Here is a 14,781-nt window from a genome sequence, read left to right as displayed (position 1 = left end):
GACGTGCGAGGAGCACGTCGGACAGACGGGGGTGGCGCATGGACGCGGTGCGGCTCATCCTGACCAGCAGGCGCGCGCTCGCCGGCAGCGCGGGCAGGGCGGAGATTCTCACGGAGGTGTGGCAGGCCCAGGCCCTGGCCCAGGCCATAGGAAGTCGGCTGGCCGTCTCGGGCCCGCCCGAACTGCGCGGCGAGGCCCTCGGGTTGACCGAGCTGGCGGGCCGGGGCTGCGGGGTGCTGGACGCCCCCGAGCTCGACCACGCCGATCTGCTGGCCGCACAGCTCACCGCGCTGGAGGACGCCCGCGCGGCCCTGCTCGACCTGGGCGGTCTGCTCGGCGAGATCGGCATCGCCCTGGTCGCCTTGGCCAGCGCGGCGGACGACCAGGGCACGTACTGGCAGTGCATGGAGGCCATCGACGCGGCCGACGAGTCCCGGGACCGCGTCCTGGAGATGCTGCGCAAACTGGCGGCGAGGGAGGAGCGGGAGGAGCGGGAGGCGAGAGGGGAGAAGGAGGGGGTGGTGTTACCGGAGCGGTGACGCACGGGGAGCCGCTCGGGGCCTCCGGGGACCCCCGGGGTGGACGGGGAGCCCGCGGTGCAGGATGGGAGGCATGGATCTTCGTATCTTCACCGAGCCCCAGCAGGGCGCCACCTACGACACCCTCCTCACCGTGGCGAAGGCCACCGAGGACCTGGGCTTCGACGCGTTCTTCCGCTCCGACCACTATCTGAAGATGGGTGACGTCGACGGTCTCCCCGGCCCCACGGACGCCTGGATCACCCTGGCCGGCCTCGCCCGCGAGACCCGCCGCATACGCCTCGGCACGCTCATGACCGCCGCCACGTTCCGGCTGCCCGGTGTCCTCGCCATCCAGGTCGCGCAGGTGGACCAGATGTCCGGCGGCCGCGTCGAACTCGGCCTCGGCGCGGGCTGGTTCGAGGAGGAGCACCAGGCGTACGGCATCGCCTTCCCGAAGGCCAGGTTCGGCCGCCTGGAGGAGCAGCTGGAGATCGTCACCGGTCTGTGGGCCACCGAGTCCGGCAAGACCTTCGACTTCCACGGCGAGCACTACGACCTCACGGAGTCGCCCGCCCTGCCCAAGCCCGCGCAGCCGAAGATCCCCGTGCTGATCGGCGGCCACGGAGCGACCCGTACGCCCCGCCTCGCGGCCCGGTTCGCCGACGAGTTCAACATGCCGTTCTCCTCGATCGAGGACAGCGCGCGCCAGTTCGGCCGGGTGCGGGCCGCCGTCGAGGAGATCGGCCGCGACGTCGACAGCATGACGTACTCCAACGCCCTCGTCGTCTGTGTCGGCAAGGACGACCAGGAGGTCGCCCGCCGGGCCGCCGCGATCGGCCGCGAGGTCGACGAGCTGAAGACCAACGGCCTGGCCGGTACCCCGGCCGAGGTCGTCGACAAGATCGGCCGCTATGCCGAGACCGGCTCGCGCCGCTTCTACCTCCAGATCCTCGACCTGCACGACCTCGACCACCTGGAGCTGATCTCCGCCGAGGTGCAGTCCCAGCTGGCGTAGTCCGGCGGGCGGGCCGGCGCATCCGGTGATCTGTGACAGGCCTGTGACGGGAACTATGGCTTCCGCCACAGGCCCGCAGGGCCGCTCCTGATGGGGTGACCGGATGCGCCCACCCCGTCCGCCCCGCCGACCCCACCCCGTCCGTCTCCTCCCGGCCGTCGCCGCCGTGCTCCTGCTCGCCACGGCGTGCGGAGCGGAACGGCCGGGCGACGACACCGGTGCCGACGGCGTGGGTGCGGCCTCCCGGGCGCCCCGTACCCCGGTCACCGACCCTCCGGTGGACGGCGTCCGCATCACCGCCGTGACCCTCCCCGCCACCCCCACTCCGACGCCCAGCGCGTCCGACTGGATCGTCCACGCCGACCGCCTGGCCGACGACTCCGGGATCTCCGCCGCCTACGAGGTCACCAACGACGGCACCGAGGCGCTGACGTACACCGTGCTGTTCGACTTCACGACGAGCGCGGGCGAGGTCATGAGCAACCAGTGGGTGACCGTGCGGGACGTGGGCGCGGGCCGGACCGTACGCGGGACAGTCGAGCTGGGCGTCCTCGTGCCGGGCGCCTCGCCCGTGACCACCGTGAGGGTCGCCGAGGTCCGCAAGGTCCCCGCGGCCGAGGCCCCGACGGAGGAGGGCGTCTGCCCGGCCTCCGGGATCCGGGTCACCGCCGACGACGGCGACGCCGCGATGGGCCTGCGCGTCGTCGGACTGCGCCTGCAGAACTGCGGCACGAAGGACTACATCCTCGACGGCTACCCGCGGCTGACCCTCCTCGACGAGGACCGCGAGCCCGTCGAGGGCGTGCGGATCCTGCACGGCGGCGCCTCCGTCACCACCGGCACCGGCCTCGACGACCCGCCCCGTGCCCTCACCCTGGCACCCGGTGAGAGCGCCGTCTCCGGCCTGGTCTGGCGCAACACCACCGAGGCCGGCCGGGACCCGGTGAACGCCCCCTACGTCCGGATCCACGCGCGGCCCGGCGCCGCCCCGGTCACGATCACCCCCGGCCTCGACCTCGGTACCACCGGCAGGCTGGGCGTCGGCGCCTGGCAGCGGGCGGAGCGCTGACCGGAAATTCGTACGCCCCCCGGCCCGCACCTCTGTACGTTGGTGCTGCGCACAAGCGCACGACCAGCGCTTTCGCTCCTTCCCGACCTTTCGAGGCACCCACCGTGTTCCTGACGATCACCACCACCGGCACCCCCGACCGCCCCGCCACCGACCTGGGCTACCTGCTGCACAAGCATCCCGGGAAGTCACAGGCGTTCTCCACGTCCTACGGCACGGCGCACGTCCTCTACCCCGAGGCCGACGCCGATCGCTGCACGGCGGCGCTGCTGCTGGAGGTGGATGCCGTGGCGCTGGTCCGGCGCGGCAAGGGCAAGGGCCGCGGCGGCGCCCCCGACGCGGCGCTCGCCCAGTACGTCAACGACCGCCCGTACGCCGCCTCCTCGCTGCTGGCCGTCGCGTTGAGCGGCGTCTTCTCCAGCGCCATGCGGGCCGTGTGCGCCGCGAAGCCCGAACTCCCGGCGCACGCCCGGCCGTTGCGCATCGAGGTGCCCGTGCTGCCCGCACGTGGCGGCCCCGGTCTCGTCCGGGCGCTGTTCGAGCCGCTCGGCTGGACGGTGACCGCCGACCCGGTGGTCCTGGACTCCGCGTTCCCGGAGTGGGGCGACTCGCGGTACGTACGGCTCGTCCTGGAGTCGCAGACCCTGACCCTCGCCGAGGCCCTGCGCCATCTGTATGTGCTGCTGCCGGTCCTCGACGACGCCAAGCACTACTGGGTCTCCCCCGACGAGGTCGACAAGCTGCTGCGCGCCGGTGAGGGCTGGCTGTCCGAGCACCCCGAGCAGCGGCTGATCACCAGCCGCTATCTGTCCCGCCGCTGGTCGCTGACCCGGCAGGCGATGGAGCGGCTGGAGCTGGTGCGGCTCGCCGAGACCGACGACAGCGCGGTCGAGGACATCGACAACGCCGTCGAGGCGGAGGCCGAGACCGAGGAGAAGCCGACCCCGCTGGCCGTGCAGCGCCGCGACGCGATCATCGGGGCGCTGCGCGCCGCCGGTGCCGCCCGGGTGCTCGACCTCGGCTGCGGCCAGGGCCAGTTGGTGCAGGCGCTGCTGAAGGACCCGAAGTTCACCGAGATCGTCGGCGTGGACGTGTCGATGCGCGCCCTCACCATCGCCGCCCGCCGGCTGAAGCTGGACCGGATGGGCGAGCGGCAGGCGTCCCGCGTCCGGCTGGTGCAGGGCTCGCTCGCGTACACCGACACCCGGCTCAAGGGCTACGACGCGGCCGTGCTCAGCGAGGTGATCGAGCACCTCGACCTGCCGAGGCTGCCCGCCCTGGAGTACACGGTGTTCGGCGCGGCCCGCCCCCGCACGGTCCTCGTCACCACCCCCAATGTCGAGTACAACGTCCGCTGGGAGTCCCTCCCGGCCGGACACGTACGGCACGGCGACCACCGCTTCGAGTGGACCCGCGAGGAGTTCCGCGCCTGGGCGGCCGCCGTCGCCGAACGGCACGGCTACACCGTGGAGTTCGTCCCCGTCGGACCGGACGACCCCGAGGTGGGCCCGCCCACCCAGATGGCCGTGTTCACGGCCGGCACCCCGCACGAGAAGGAGGCGAAGGCGGCATGACCGAGACAGCGAACAAGGGCCGGGTGCTCCCCGTCACGGACCTCTCCCTCGTCGTGCTGATCGGCGCCTCCGGCTCCGGCAAGTCCACCTTCGCACGACGCCACTTCAAGCCCACCGAGGTCATCTCCTCCGACTTCTGCCGGGGCCTGGTCTCCGACGACGAGAACGACCAGAGCGCCACCCGGGACGCCTTCGACGTCCTGCACTACATCGCGGGCAAGCGGCTCGCCGCCGGCCGCCGCACGGTCGTCGACGCCACCAGCGTCCAGCAGGACGCCCGCCGGCAGCTGATCGAGCTGGCCAAGCAGTACGACGTGCTGCCCATCGCCATCGTGCTCGACGTGCCCGAGGAGGTGTGCGCCGAGCGCAACGCGGGCCGCACCGACCGCGCCGACATGCCGCGCCGCGTCATCCAGCGCCACACCCGCGAACTCCGCCGCTCCCTGCGCCACCTGGAGCGCGAGGGCTTCCGCAAGGTGCACGTCCTGCGGGGCGTGGCGGACGTGGAGAACGCCACCGTCGTCACCGAGAAGCGCTTCAACGACCTGACCCACCTCACCGGTCCGTTCGACATCGTCGGCGACATCCACGGCTGCGCCGCCGAACTGGAGTCGCTGCTCGGCAAGCTGGGCTACGCCGACGGCGTGCACTCCGAGGGCCGTACGGCCGTCTTCGTCGGCGACCTCGTCGACCGCGGCCCGGACAGCCCGGGCGTGCTGCGCCGCGTGATGTCCATGGTGAAGTCGGGCAACGCCCTGTGTGTGCCGGGCAACCACGAGAACAAGTACGGCCGCCACCTCAAGGGCCGCAAGGTCCAGCACACCCACGGACTGGCCGAGACCATCGAGCAGATGGCGGACGAGAGCGAGGAGTTCCGCGCCGAGGTACGGGAGTTCATCGACGGACTCGTCAGCCACTACGTCCTCGACGGCGGCCGGCTGGTGGTCTGCCACGCCGGTCTGCCGGAGAAGTACCACGGCCGCACCTCCGGCCGGGTCCGCTCGCACGCGCTGTACGGCGAGACCACCGGCGAGACCGACGAGTTCGGGCTGCCGGTGCGCTACCCGTGGGCGGAGGACTACCGGGGCCGGGCGGCGGTCGTCTACGGCCACACACCCGTCCCGGAGGCGACCTGGCTGAACAACACCATCTGCCTGGACACCGGTGCCGTCTTCGGCGGCAAGCTCAGCGCGCTGCGCTGGCCGGAGCGCGAGCTGGTCGACGTACCGGCGGAGCAGGTCTGGTACGAGCCGGTGAAGCCGTTGCGGTCGGAGGCGCCCGGCGGGCACGACGGGCGGCCGCTCGACCTGGCGGACGTCCACGGCCGGCGGATCGTCGAGACCCGCTACGACGGGCAGACGCGCGTCTCGATCCGGGAGGAGAACGCGGCCGCGGCCCTGGAGGTCATGAGCCGGTTCGCGGTCGACCCGCGGCTGCTGCCGTACCTGCCCCCGACCATGGCCCCGACCGCCACCAGCCAGGTGGAGGGCTATCTGGAGCACCCGGCGGAGGCGTTCGCGCAGTACGCCGCGGACGGCGTGGAGCGGGTCGTGTGCGAGGAGAAGCACATGGGCTCGCGGGCGGTCGCCCTGGTGTGCCGCGACGCGGAGGCCGCGCGCCGCCGCTTCGGTGTCGAAGGGCCCACCGGGTCGCTCTACACCCGCACCGGCCGGCCGTTCTTCGACGACGTGTCGGTGACCGAGGAGATCCTCGGGCGGCTGCGGGCGGCGGTGGACGCGGCGGGCCTCTGGGCGGAACTGGAGACCGACTGGCTGCTGCTGGACGCCGAGCTGATGCCGTGGTCGCTGAAGGCGTCGGGCCTGCTGCGGTCCCAGTACGCGGCGGTCGGCGCCGCCTCCGGGGCCGTCTTCCCGGGTGCGCTGGCCGCCCTGGAGGGCGCCGCGGCCCGGGGCGTCGACGTCACGGACCTGCTGGCCCGGCAGCGCGAACGCGCCTCGGACGCGGCCGCGTTCACGGAGGCGTACCGGCGCTACTGCTGGACGACGGACGGCCTGGACGGCGTCCGCCTGGCCCCGTTCCAGCTGCTCGCCGTCCAGGGCCGCAGCCTCGCGGGCCTGCCGCACGACGAGCAACTGGCCCTGCTGGACCGGCTGGTGGAGCACGACGCCACCGGACTGCTGCAGACCACCCGCCGGCTGTACGTCGACACGGCCGACCCCGCGTCGGTGGCGGCCGGGGTCGACTGGTGGCTGGAGATGACCGGCCGGGGCGGCGAGGGCATGGTCGTCAAGCCGCTCGGCGCCCTCGTCCGCAGCGGTGAGGGCCGCCTGGTCCAGCCCGGCATCAAGTGCCGGGGCCGGGAGTACCTGCGGATCATCTACGGCCCGGAGTACACCCGCCCCGACCACCTCGCCCGGCTGCGCGGACGCTTCCTGAACCACAAGCGTTCGCTGGCGATCCGCGAGTACGTCCTCGGCCTGGAGGCCCTGGACCGCCTCGCGGAGGGCGAGCCGCTGTGGCGCGTCCACGAGGCGGTGTTCGGGGTGCTGGCCCTGGAGTCGGAGCCGGTGGACCCGAGACTGTGAGGTCAGCGGGACGGTGGGGTCAGCGCCCGCCGGTCACCGGCGGGTCGAGGGCCTGCACGGTGTCGAGGACGCCGCTGGTCCCGAAGCCGCCGACGACGAAGACACAGTTGCCGGTCGTGCCCGGGGGGCAGGGGAGGGCCGCGCCCGCCGCTTCCTGGCGGGCGGTCGGCGCCGACGGCAGGGTGGTCCAGACGCGGGACAGCGGGTTGTACGACTGGGCGTCGGCCTGCGGGCCGCCGACACCGGTACCGATACCGGTCGCCGCGTAGACGCAGGTTCCCTGCTGGCCGGGCGGGCAGGTCGTGGCCGCCACCACCGGGGTCGCCAGGGGCACCGGCAGCGCTGCCAGGGTGGTCCAGGACCTGGTCACCGGGTTGTAGGACTCCACCGCGCCCGTGACATGACCGGCGGAGTCGAGTCCGCCCACCGCGTAGACGCAGGTCCCCGTCTGCCCCGCCGGGCAGGCGGCGGCCGCGGCGCCGAGGGCCTGCCGCGCCGTGTGCAGTGGGGTGAGGGTGGTCCAGGTCCTGGTGACGGGATTGAACGCCTCCACGCTCGCCAGGATGTTTGAGCCGCCGTTGTCACCGCCCACCGCGTAGAGGCAGGTTCCGGTCTGCCCGGCGGGGCAGGGCGCGGCCGCGGCTCCGGGGTAGGCGCGCGCCGTGCCCAGTGACGTGACCGTGGTCCAGCCGCCGGTCGACGGGTTGTAGGACTGGACGGTCGCGACGCGGCCGCTCGCGGCGAACCCTCCGAGGGCGTACACACAGGTTCCGGCCTGTCCGTCGGGGCAGGGCGCGGCAGCCGCCGCGAGGCCGTAGCGCGGCGTGGGCAGGTCCGGCAGCGTGGACCAGGCGTTGGTGCGCTGGTTGTACGCCTGGACCGTGGCCAACAGGCCGCTGTTCCAACCGCCGACCGCGTAGAGACAGCTCCCGCTCTGCCCCCGAGGGCAGGGCGCGGCGGCCGCGCCCAGGTCGGCCCTGGCCTTGGGCAGGGAGGGCAGCGTGATCCAGTTCAGCCCGGTGCGGGCGCCGACGGGCAGCGTTCCGCACAGCAGGGCGACGGCAGCGAGGACCCCGGTGATGGCGCAGCGGGCGCGCCATCTGCGCGGGGCCGTACGTATGGGGGGCAAGGCAGGCTCCTGTCAGGAGGGGGGCGTGTACCAGAGATGTGCCACGCCCGGTCGGGCGACCCGCCGCAGCAGCCGGGTATTTCGCCCTATCGGCCCAGGGCCGCGCCCCTCACCCCACCAGCCGCAGCCGCTCCCCGCACACCCCCACCCGCACCGTCTGCCCCCAGGTCAGCTCCACCGCGTCGCTCTCGATGCCGTCCCCGAACGCCACGATCCGCTCGGATTCGACGGTGAGCGTCAGCCGGTTCCCGCCGGTCAGTTCGCCCGCCACGTACGAGGTCCCCGTCGCCGGTGACGGCCACGCCTCCCGTACGCACCACACCAGCCGTTCCTCCGTCGGCGCGGGCAGCCGGGGTCCCCCGCCGCGCTCCTGCCAGACCGAGCGGATCCAGCCGGTGGCGCCGGTGCCGGTGCCGACCAGCACGCCGGAGGAGGCCTGGGCCTCGACGACACCCCCGTCGTCGTCGAGGCCCAGGCGGTAGCGGGCGGTCTGGTGCCCGGCGGCGCCCAGGTAGATCTCGTTGAGGGCCAGCAGCCGCTGGGTGTCGTCGGCGACCGCCTCGACCATGGTCAGTTCGGACACCCCGGTCGCGGAGGCGAGCGCCGAGGGCAGCAGGGCGGCGGCGTCGGCGGGGCGGTGGCGGACCAGGACGCCCGGGTTGCGGCCGGGGTCGGTGTCGATGCCGACCACGGGCTGCCCGGCGAGGTACTTGGCGACGTTCGCCACCAGCCCGTCCTGGCCCACCACGATCACCACGTCCTCGGGCGCGAACAGGAAGCGGTCCAGGTCCGCCCGTTCCACCTGGCTCTGGCGCCAGGTCAGGGGGATCGCCGAGGTCACCTCCGCCAGCGCGCGCCGGGTGCGGCGGTGCCGTTCGGCGATCTCCTCGACGTCCCGGCCCCGCGAGGAGAGGAAGAAGGCGGCCTGGCCGTGGGTGCCGTGCCGGGCCACCAGTTCCTCGTACTCCGTGGTGCGGTGGACCAGCACGGCCCGCGGGGCGAGGCTCACTCCCGCGCTCCCAGCTTGGCGAGCAGCCCGGTCAGCACGTCCGGCGAGATCGTGACGCTGTCGATGTGCGGCAGGTTCTCCGCGAGCCGGGTGCCGGTCAGCGCGTTGAGGGTCGTGACGTCGACGTCCGCGTGGACCCGCAGCCAGGCCGCCTGCGCCTGCGCACGGGCCTCGCCGACCTCGCGGGCCGCCTCGGCCTCCGCCCGGGCGAGCCGTACCGCACGGACCGCCTCGGCCTCCGCGAGCTTCACCGTGCGGGCCGACTCCGCCTCGGTCAGCCGCTCGGTGCGCCGCGCCTCGGCGTCCGCGAGATGGACCTGCTTGGCGGCCTCGGCCTCGGCGAGCTTCACCGAGCGGGCGGCCTCCGCCTCCGCGAGACGGACCGTGCGGGTCGCCTCGGACTCCGCCCGCACCTGGTCGGCCGCCGCGGTCTCCTCCGCCTCGCGGCGGGCGTTGGTGCCCCGCTGCTCGACCAACTGCTCCTCGCGCCGGGCGAGTTCGATCCTGCTGGCCAGTTCGTTCTCGGCGATGGTCCGCTCCCGCTCGACCGCCACCGCCCGCCGTTCGTACGTCGCCCGGTCGGCCTCCTGCTGGATCTGCTCACGGGCCGGGGTGCGCAGCGCGCGCTCCACCTCCGGCTCGGGGCGCAGTGCCATCACCCGTACGGCGACCACCTCGATGCCGGTCGCGGGCAGCCGCGGTTCCGCCGCCAGTCCCGCCGCGACCCGTTCCCGTACCGCTGTCACGCCGTCGACCAGCGCCGCCGACAGGGACGTCCGGGCGAGGACGTCCAGGGCGTGCTGCTGGGCCGTCTCGGTGAGCAGGGTGCCGAGCTGCTCCAGGGGCGCGCCGCGCCAGACGCCGGTGTCCGGGTCGATGGAGAAGTCGAGGCGGGCGGCGGCCACGGCCGGGTCGCTGATCCGGTACGTCACCGTCGCCTGCACGGTGACGTCCTGGAAGTCGGCCGTGCGGGCGTGGAAGGTCATGGCCAGCTCGCGGTCGTCGACCGGTACCTCGGAGAGCGCCGCGGTGAGCGCGCGGAACCAGAAGCTGAGTCCCGGGCCGTCGTGCGCCAGGGTGCCCGCGCGGTGGTGGCGGATGTGTGCCGTCGGTGCGCCGCGCAGATGGCGCCAGCCGAGCCGGCGGGTGATGTCGGCCATGAGAGGTCCCCCCTCGCCTTGATTGTCGTCACTGAGACGATAATCGGAAGGATCACTTGTCGTCAAGAGGACGAAAACAAGCGGTTGCGAAACGACACAAGAGCGGGTGAAGGCGGGCGCCGATGGTCAGGATGGAGGCATGGGATTCCATGTCGACTCCGAGGTCGGGCGGCTGCGCCGCGTCATCCTGCACCGGCCGGATCTCGAGCTCAAAAGGCTCACCCCCAGCAACAAGGACGCACTGCTCTTCGACGACGTGCTCTGGGTGCGCCGGGCGCGCGCCGAGCACGACGGGTTCGCCGACGTCCTGCGCGACCGGGGCGTCGAGGTCCATCTCTTCGGTGACCTGCTCGTCGAGGCCCTGGAGATCCCGGCGGCCCGCGCGCTCGTCCTGGACCGCGTCTTCGACGAGAAGGAGTACGGGGTGCTCGCCACCGACCACCTCCGCGCCGCCTTCGCGAGCCTCTCGGCGCCCGACCTCGCCGAGGGTCTCGTCGGCGGCATGACCAAACGGGAGTTCCTGGAGGCCAACCCCGAGCCGACCTCCGTGCGCTTCCACGTCATGGACCTCGACGACTTCCTCCTCGCCCCGCTGCCCAACCATCTCTTCACCCGCGACACCTCCGCCTGGATCTACGACGGCGTCGCCGTCAACGCCATGCGCTGGCCCGCCCGGCAGCGGGAGACCGTGCACTTCGAGGCGATCTACCGCCACCACCCGCTGTTCCGCGGGGAGGACTTCCACGTCTGGTCCGAGGGGCAGGCCGACTACCCGTCGACCATCGAGGGCGGCGACGTCCTCGTCATCGGCAACGGCGCCGTCCTCATCGGCATGAGCGAGCGGACCACCCCGCAGGCCGTGGAGATGCTCGCGCACAAGCTGTTCGCGGCCGGCTCGGCACAGACCATCGTGGCCCTGGACATGCCGAAGCGGCGCGCCTTCATGCACCTCGACACCGTGATGACGATGGTCGATGGCGACACCTTCACCCAGTACGCCGGTCTCGGCATGCTCCGCTCCTACACCATCGAGCCGGGCGTCGGCGAGAAGGAGCTGAAGGTCACCGACCATCCGCCCGAGCACATGCACCGGGCGATCGCCGCCGCCCTCGGCCTCAACGAGATCCGGGTGCTCACCGCCACCCAGGACGTGCACGCGGCCGAGCGGGAGCAGTGGGACGACGGCTGCAACGTCCTCGCCGTCGAACCGGGTGTCGTCGTCGCCTACGAGCGCAACGCCACCACCAACACCCATCTGCGCAAACAGGGCATCGAGGTGATCGAGATCCCGGGCAGCGAGCTGGGCCGCGGCCGGGGCGGGCCGCGCTGTATGAGCTGCCCCGTCGAACGGGGGGCCGTGTAGCGAACAAGGGGGGTACGGGAGCCGACGGGGCCTGTATGGAAATGCGGCCTGTATAGAAATGCTAATCGTCGTATAGACTTCCAAAGTCCCGTTCTCGTACCTCTGGAGCGCCCCCATGGCGACTGTCCCGACCGCCCTCGCCGGCCGCCACTTCCTCAAGGAGCTGGACTTCACCCCGGAGGAGTTCCGCGGTCTGATCGAGCTGGCCGCCGAGCTGAAGGCCGCCAAGAAGGCCGGGACCGAGGTCCAGCACCTGCGCGGGAAGAACATCGCGCTGATCTTCGAGAAGACCTCGACCCGCACCCGCTGCGCGTTCGAGGTCGCCGCCGCGGACCAGGGCGCCGCCACCACCTACCTCGACCCCTCCGGCTCGCAGATCGGCCACAAGGAGTCGGTCCGGGACACCGCGCGCGTGCTGGGCCGCATGTACGACGGCATCGAGTACCGCGGCGACAGCCAGCAGAAGGTCGAGGAACTCGCCGCGTACGCCGGTGTGCCCGTCTACAACGGACTCACCGACGACTGGCACCCCACCCAGATGCTCGCCGACGTCCTGACGATGACCGAGCACACCGCCAAGCCCCTGCCGGAGATCGCCTTCGCCTATCTCGGCGACGCCCGCTTCAACATGGGCAACTCCTACCTGGTCACCGGGGCCCTGCTCGGCATGGACGTCCGGATCGTCGCGCCGAAGACCTACTGGCCCGCCCAGGAGATCGTGGACCGGGCCCGTGAGCTGGCCGAGGCCGGCGGCGCCCGGATCACGCTCACCGAGTCCGTCGCCGAGGGCGTGCGCGGCGCCGACTTCGTCGCCACCGACGTCTGGGTGTCCATGGGCGAGCCCAAGGCGGTCTGGGACGAGCGGATCGCCGCCCTCGGCCCGTACGCGGTGACCATGGACGTCCTGCGCGCCACCGGCAACCCGGACGTCCGGTTCCTGCACTGCCTGCCGGCCTTCCACGACCTCGGCACCAAGGTGGGCCGCGAGATCTTCGAGACCCACGGCCTGGACTCGCTGGAGGTCACCGACGAGGTCTTCGAGTCGGCCCACTCGGTCGTCTTCGACGAGGCGGAGAACCGCCTGCACACCATCAAGGCCGTCCTGGTCGCCACCCTCGTCTGACCCGGCTCACTCGGGCCGCGGCCGCCACTGCGGAGGTACCACGGCCAGGCGGAACCACACCGCCTTGCCCTTGTCGGTGGGGCGGTGCCCGCAGGACGAACTGAGGGCGCGGATCAGCAGCAGCCCCCGCCCGTGCTCCAGCCAGGGGTCGGGTTCCGCGCCGGAGGGGCGGGTGAGATCGCCCGGCGGCATCGGGTCGGGGTCGTGCACCTCGACCTGGCAGCCGCTCGGCCGCAGCTCCACCACCAGCTCTATCGGGGCGTCCCCGGCGGCCGTGTGCTCCACGGCGTTCGCCACCAGTTCGGCCGTCAGAAGCTCCGCGGTGTCGCTGTCCGCCCCGTGCTCCAGCTCCGCCAGCGCCGTACGGACCAGTGCACGGGCCACCGGCACGGCCGCGGCGGAGTGCGGCAGTGCGATCCGCCAGGAGGCGGCCGAGTCGGAGGGGCGATCTTGCAAGGCGAGTCCGTTCTTGGCGCAGGGTCCCGTGATCGACATCAGGTGGTCCTGCCTTCAACTTTCAGGAATGGTACGGCTAACGGGTTGCTTACCCCGCCCAACGCTCCATCTCGCCTGCCTGCTCCCGTTGTTACCGCGTTATTGACGAGCGGTGACACTGTCGGGGGCCGTACAGGAAAAACCGCCCTCCCGGAGGGGGAGGGCGGCAAGAATACTTACCTTGATGTGCCGGTCTCAGCCGAGGTCCACCATCCCGGCCGTGAGCGTCGCCCCGTCGGCCGGGTCGATCAGGATGAACGCCCCGGTGCGCCGCGAGACGGCGTAGTCGTCCAGCGCGAGCGGCTCGGCGGTGCGCAGGGTGATCCGGCCCAGGTCGTTCACGGCCAGCGCGGAGGCCCCGCCGAGCTCCTTCACCAGCGCCTTGACGGTCCTGGTGGTGTGCTTGAGCAGCACCCGGTCGCCGACCCGCAGCGGACGGTCGGCCAGATGGCACACGGCCGCCCGCACGTCCTGGGTGAGCGTCGGCGCGGCGCCGCCCGCCGTGATCATGTCCCCGCGCGAGACGTCCCGCTGGTCCGCCAGCCGCACCCCGACCGACTGCGGCGCGTACGCCACCGGCACGTCCTCGCCCAGGACGTCGATGGCGGCGACCTCGGTGCTCTCGCCGGACGGATGCACGGTCACCCGGTCGCCCACCCGCAGCGAGCCCGACACCAACTGGCCCGCGTAGTGGCGGACCTCGCCGTGCCGCAGGACGTACTGCACCGGGAAGCGGGCGGGCGCGTCGGCCGGATCGGTGCCGACGGGCACGCTCTCCAGGAACTCCAGCAGGGCCGGACCGGTGTACCACGCCATGTGCGCCGACCGCTCCACCACGTTGTCGCCGGCCAGCGCCGAGACCGGGATCGGGGTGAAGCCGGGCAGCCCGAACTCGGCGGCGTCGGCGGCGAATTCCTCGACGATCCGCTCGAAGACGTCCTGCCGGTAGCCGACGAGGTCCATCTTGTTGACGGCCAGGACGACCTGCGGGACGCGCAGCAGCCCGGCCACCGCCGCGTGCCGGCGGGTCTGCTCCACGATGCCGTTGCGGGCGTCGATCAGGATGATCGCCAGCTCGGCCGTGGAGGCGCCGGTGACCATGTTGCGGGTGTACTGCACATGGCCCGGGGTGTCGGCGAGGATGAACCGGCGCTTCGTCGTGGCGAAGTAGCGGTAGGCCACGTCGATGGTGATGCCCTGCTCGCGCTCGGCCCGCAGCCCGTCCGTGAGGAGGGCCAGATCGGGCGCGTCCTTGCCGCGGTTGCGGGAGGCGGTCTCCACGGCCTCCAGCTGGTCGGCGAGGACCGACTTGGAGTCGTGCAGCAGCCGGCCGACCAGGGTGGACTTGCCGTCGTCGACGGACCCGGCGGTGGCGAACCGGAGGGTGTCTACTGTCATGCCGGTCATCTCTAGAAGTACCCCTCGCGCTTACGGTCCTCCATGGCGGCCTCGGAGAGTTTGTCGTCGGCGCGGGTGGCGCCGCGCTCGGTGAGCCGGGAGGCGGCGATCTCGGAGATCACCTTCTCGATGGTGTCGGCGTCGGAGTCCACCGCGCCGGTGCAGGACATGTCGCCGACCGTGCGGTAGCGGACCTGCCGCTTCTCGACGGTCTCACCCGGCCGGGGCCCGCCCCACTCACCCGCCGTGAGCCACATCCCGCCCCGCCCGAACACCTCGCGGTAGTGCGCGAAGTAGATGTCGGGCAGTTCGATGTCCTCGCGGGCGATGTACTGCCAGACGTCCAGCTCGGTCCAGTTGGACAGGGGGAAGACGCGGA

13 protein-coding genes are annotated in these 14,781 nt (G+C 72.6%); 7 read left to right on the top strand and 6 right to left on the bottom strand.

All coding sequences use genetic code 11. The features are described from left to right. Nucleotides 1-38: 38 nt before the first annotated feature. The 5 genes from ABZ490_RS15775 (at nucleotide 39) to ABZ490_RS15755 (ending at nucleotide 6,725) form a co-directional block, all read left to right on the top strand. A complete protein-coding gene (locus ABZ490_RS15775) occupies nucleotides 39-539 on the top strand; it encodes a DUF6099 family protein (RefSeq protein WP_358989599.1) in 501 nt (166 codons plus the stop codon). 73 nt (nucleotides 540-612) lie between these two features. Beyond that, nucleotides 613-1,536 (top strand): LLM class F420-dependent oxidoreductase, encoded by a 924-nt coding sequence (locus ABZ490_RS15770; RefSeq protein ID WP_358989597.1) that lies wholly within the window; start codon nucleotides 613-615, stop codon nucleotides 1,534-1,536. 103 nt (nucleotides 1,537-1,639) lie between these two features. Beyond that, nucleotides 1,640-2,605: a DUF4232 domain-containing protein gene (locus tag ABZ490_RS15765; RefSeq protein ID WP_358989595.1), complete on the top strand. Its 966-nt coding sequence runs from the start codon at nucleotides 1,640-1,642 to the stop codon at nucleotides 2,603-2,605. A gap of 104 nt (nucleotides 2,606-2,709) precedes the next feature. Next, complete coding sequence (locus ABZ490_RS15760) at nucleotides 2,710-4,179, top strand: 3' terminal RNA ribose 2'-O-methyltransferase Hen1 (protein WP_358989593.1); 1,470 nt, start codon at nucleotides 2,710-2,712, stop codon at nucleotides 4,177-4,179. After that, nucleotides 4,176-6,725 carry a polynucleotide kinase-phosphatase gene (locus ABZ490_RS15755; protein ID WP_358989591.1) on the top strand — a complete coding sequence of 850 codons (2,550 nt, stop codon included), beginning with the start codon at nucleotides 4,176-4,178 and terminating at the stop codon, nucleotides 6,723-6,725. Before ABZ490_RS15760 ends, ABZ490_RS15755 begins: the two co-directional genes overlap by 4 nt. Before the next feature lie 19 nt (nucleotides 6,726-6,744). On the opposite strand, the gene ABZ490_RS15750 is transcribed toward ABZ490_RS15755, so the two are convergent. The 3 genes from ABZ490_RS15750 to ABZ490_RS15740 form a co-directional block, all read right to left on the bottom strand. After that, nucleotides 6,745-7,854 (bottom strand): hypothetical protein, encoded by a 1,110-nt coding sequence (locus ABZ490_RS15750; protein ID WP_358989589.1) that lies wholly within the window; start codon nucleotides 7,852-7,854, stop codon nucleotides 6,745-6,747. Between the two features lie 109 nt (nucleotides 7,855-7,963). Then, nucleotides 7,964-8,863, bottom strand: a complete 900-nt coding sequence (locus tag ABZ490_RS15745) for a hypothetical protein (protein ID WP_358989587.1) — start codon at nucleotides 8,861-8,863, stop codon at nucleotides 7,964-7,966. Further along, complete coding sequence (locus tag ABZ490_RS15740; RefSeq protein WP_358989585.1) at nucleotides 8,860-10,023, bottom strand: SPFH domain-containing protein; 1,164 nt, start codon at nucleotides 10,021-10,023, stop codon at nucleotides 8,860-8,862. Before ABZ490_RS15740 ends, ABZ490_RS15745 begins: the two co-directional genes overlap by 4 nt. A gap of 139 nt (nucleotides 10,024-10,162) precedes the next feature. Here ABZ490_RS15740 and ABZ490_RS15735 point away from each other — a divergent pair, with 139 nt between their 5' ends. Then, the gene (locus tag ABZ490_RS15735) at nucleotides 10,163-11,386 is read left to right on the top strand and encodes an arginine deiminase (protein WP_358989583.1); all 1,224 of its coding nucleotides are present in this window, start codon (nucleotides 10,163-10,165) and stop codon (nucleotides 11,384-11,386) included. Between the two features lie 115 nt (nucleotides 11,387-11,501). After that, nucleotides 11,502-12,509, top strand: coding sequence for an ornithine carbamoyltransferase (argF, locus tag ABZ490_RS15730; protein ID WP_358989581.1), 1,008 nt, complete (start codon nucleotides 11,502-11,504; stop codon nucleotides 12,507-12,509). 6 nt (nucleotides 12,510-12,515) lie between these two features. Here the strand turns inward: argF and ABZ490_RS15725 are convergent, their stop codons facing one another. The 3 genes from ABZ490_RS15725 to ABZ490_RS15715 all read right to left on the bottom strand — a co-directional run. Further along, nucleotides 12,516-13,004, bottom strand: a complete 489-nt coding sequence (locus ABZ490_RS15725) for an ATP-binding protein (protein ID WP_358989579.1) — start codon at nucleotides 13,002-13,004, stop codon at nucleotides 12,516-12,518. 195 nt (nucleotides 13,005-13,199) lie between these two features. Beyond that, nucleotides 13,200-14,411, bottom strand: coding sequence for a GTP-binding protein (locus ABZ490_RS15720; protein WP_358989577.1), 1,212 nt, complete (start codon nucleotides 14,409-14,411; stop codon nucleotides 13,200-13,202). Between the two features lie 2 nt (nucleotides 14,412-14,413). Then, nucleotides 14,414-14,781, bottom strand: a 368-nt coding sequence (locus tag ABZ490_RS15715; RefSeq protein ID WP_358989575.1) for a phosphoadenosine phosphosulfate reductase family protein, incomplete at its 5' end; no start/stop codon positions are given.

The sequence above is a fragment of the Streptomyces sp. NPDC005811 genome, from assembly GCF_040630405.1.
Classification (GTDB): Bacteria; Actinomycetota; Actinomycetes; order Streptomycetales; family Streptomycetaceae; genus Streptomyces.
Note: the sequence above shows the minus strand (reverse complement) of the source record. Positions and strands in the feature narration are given on the sequence as shown.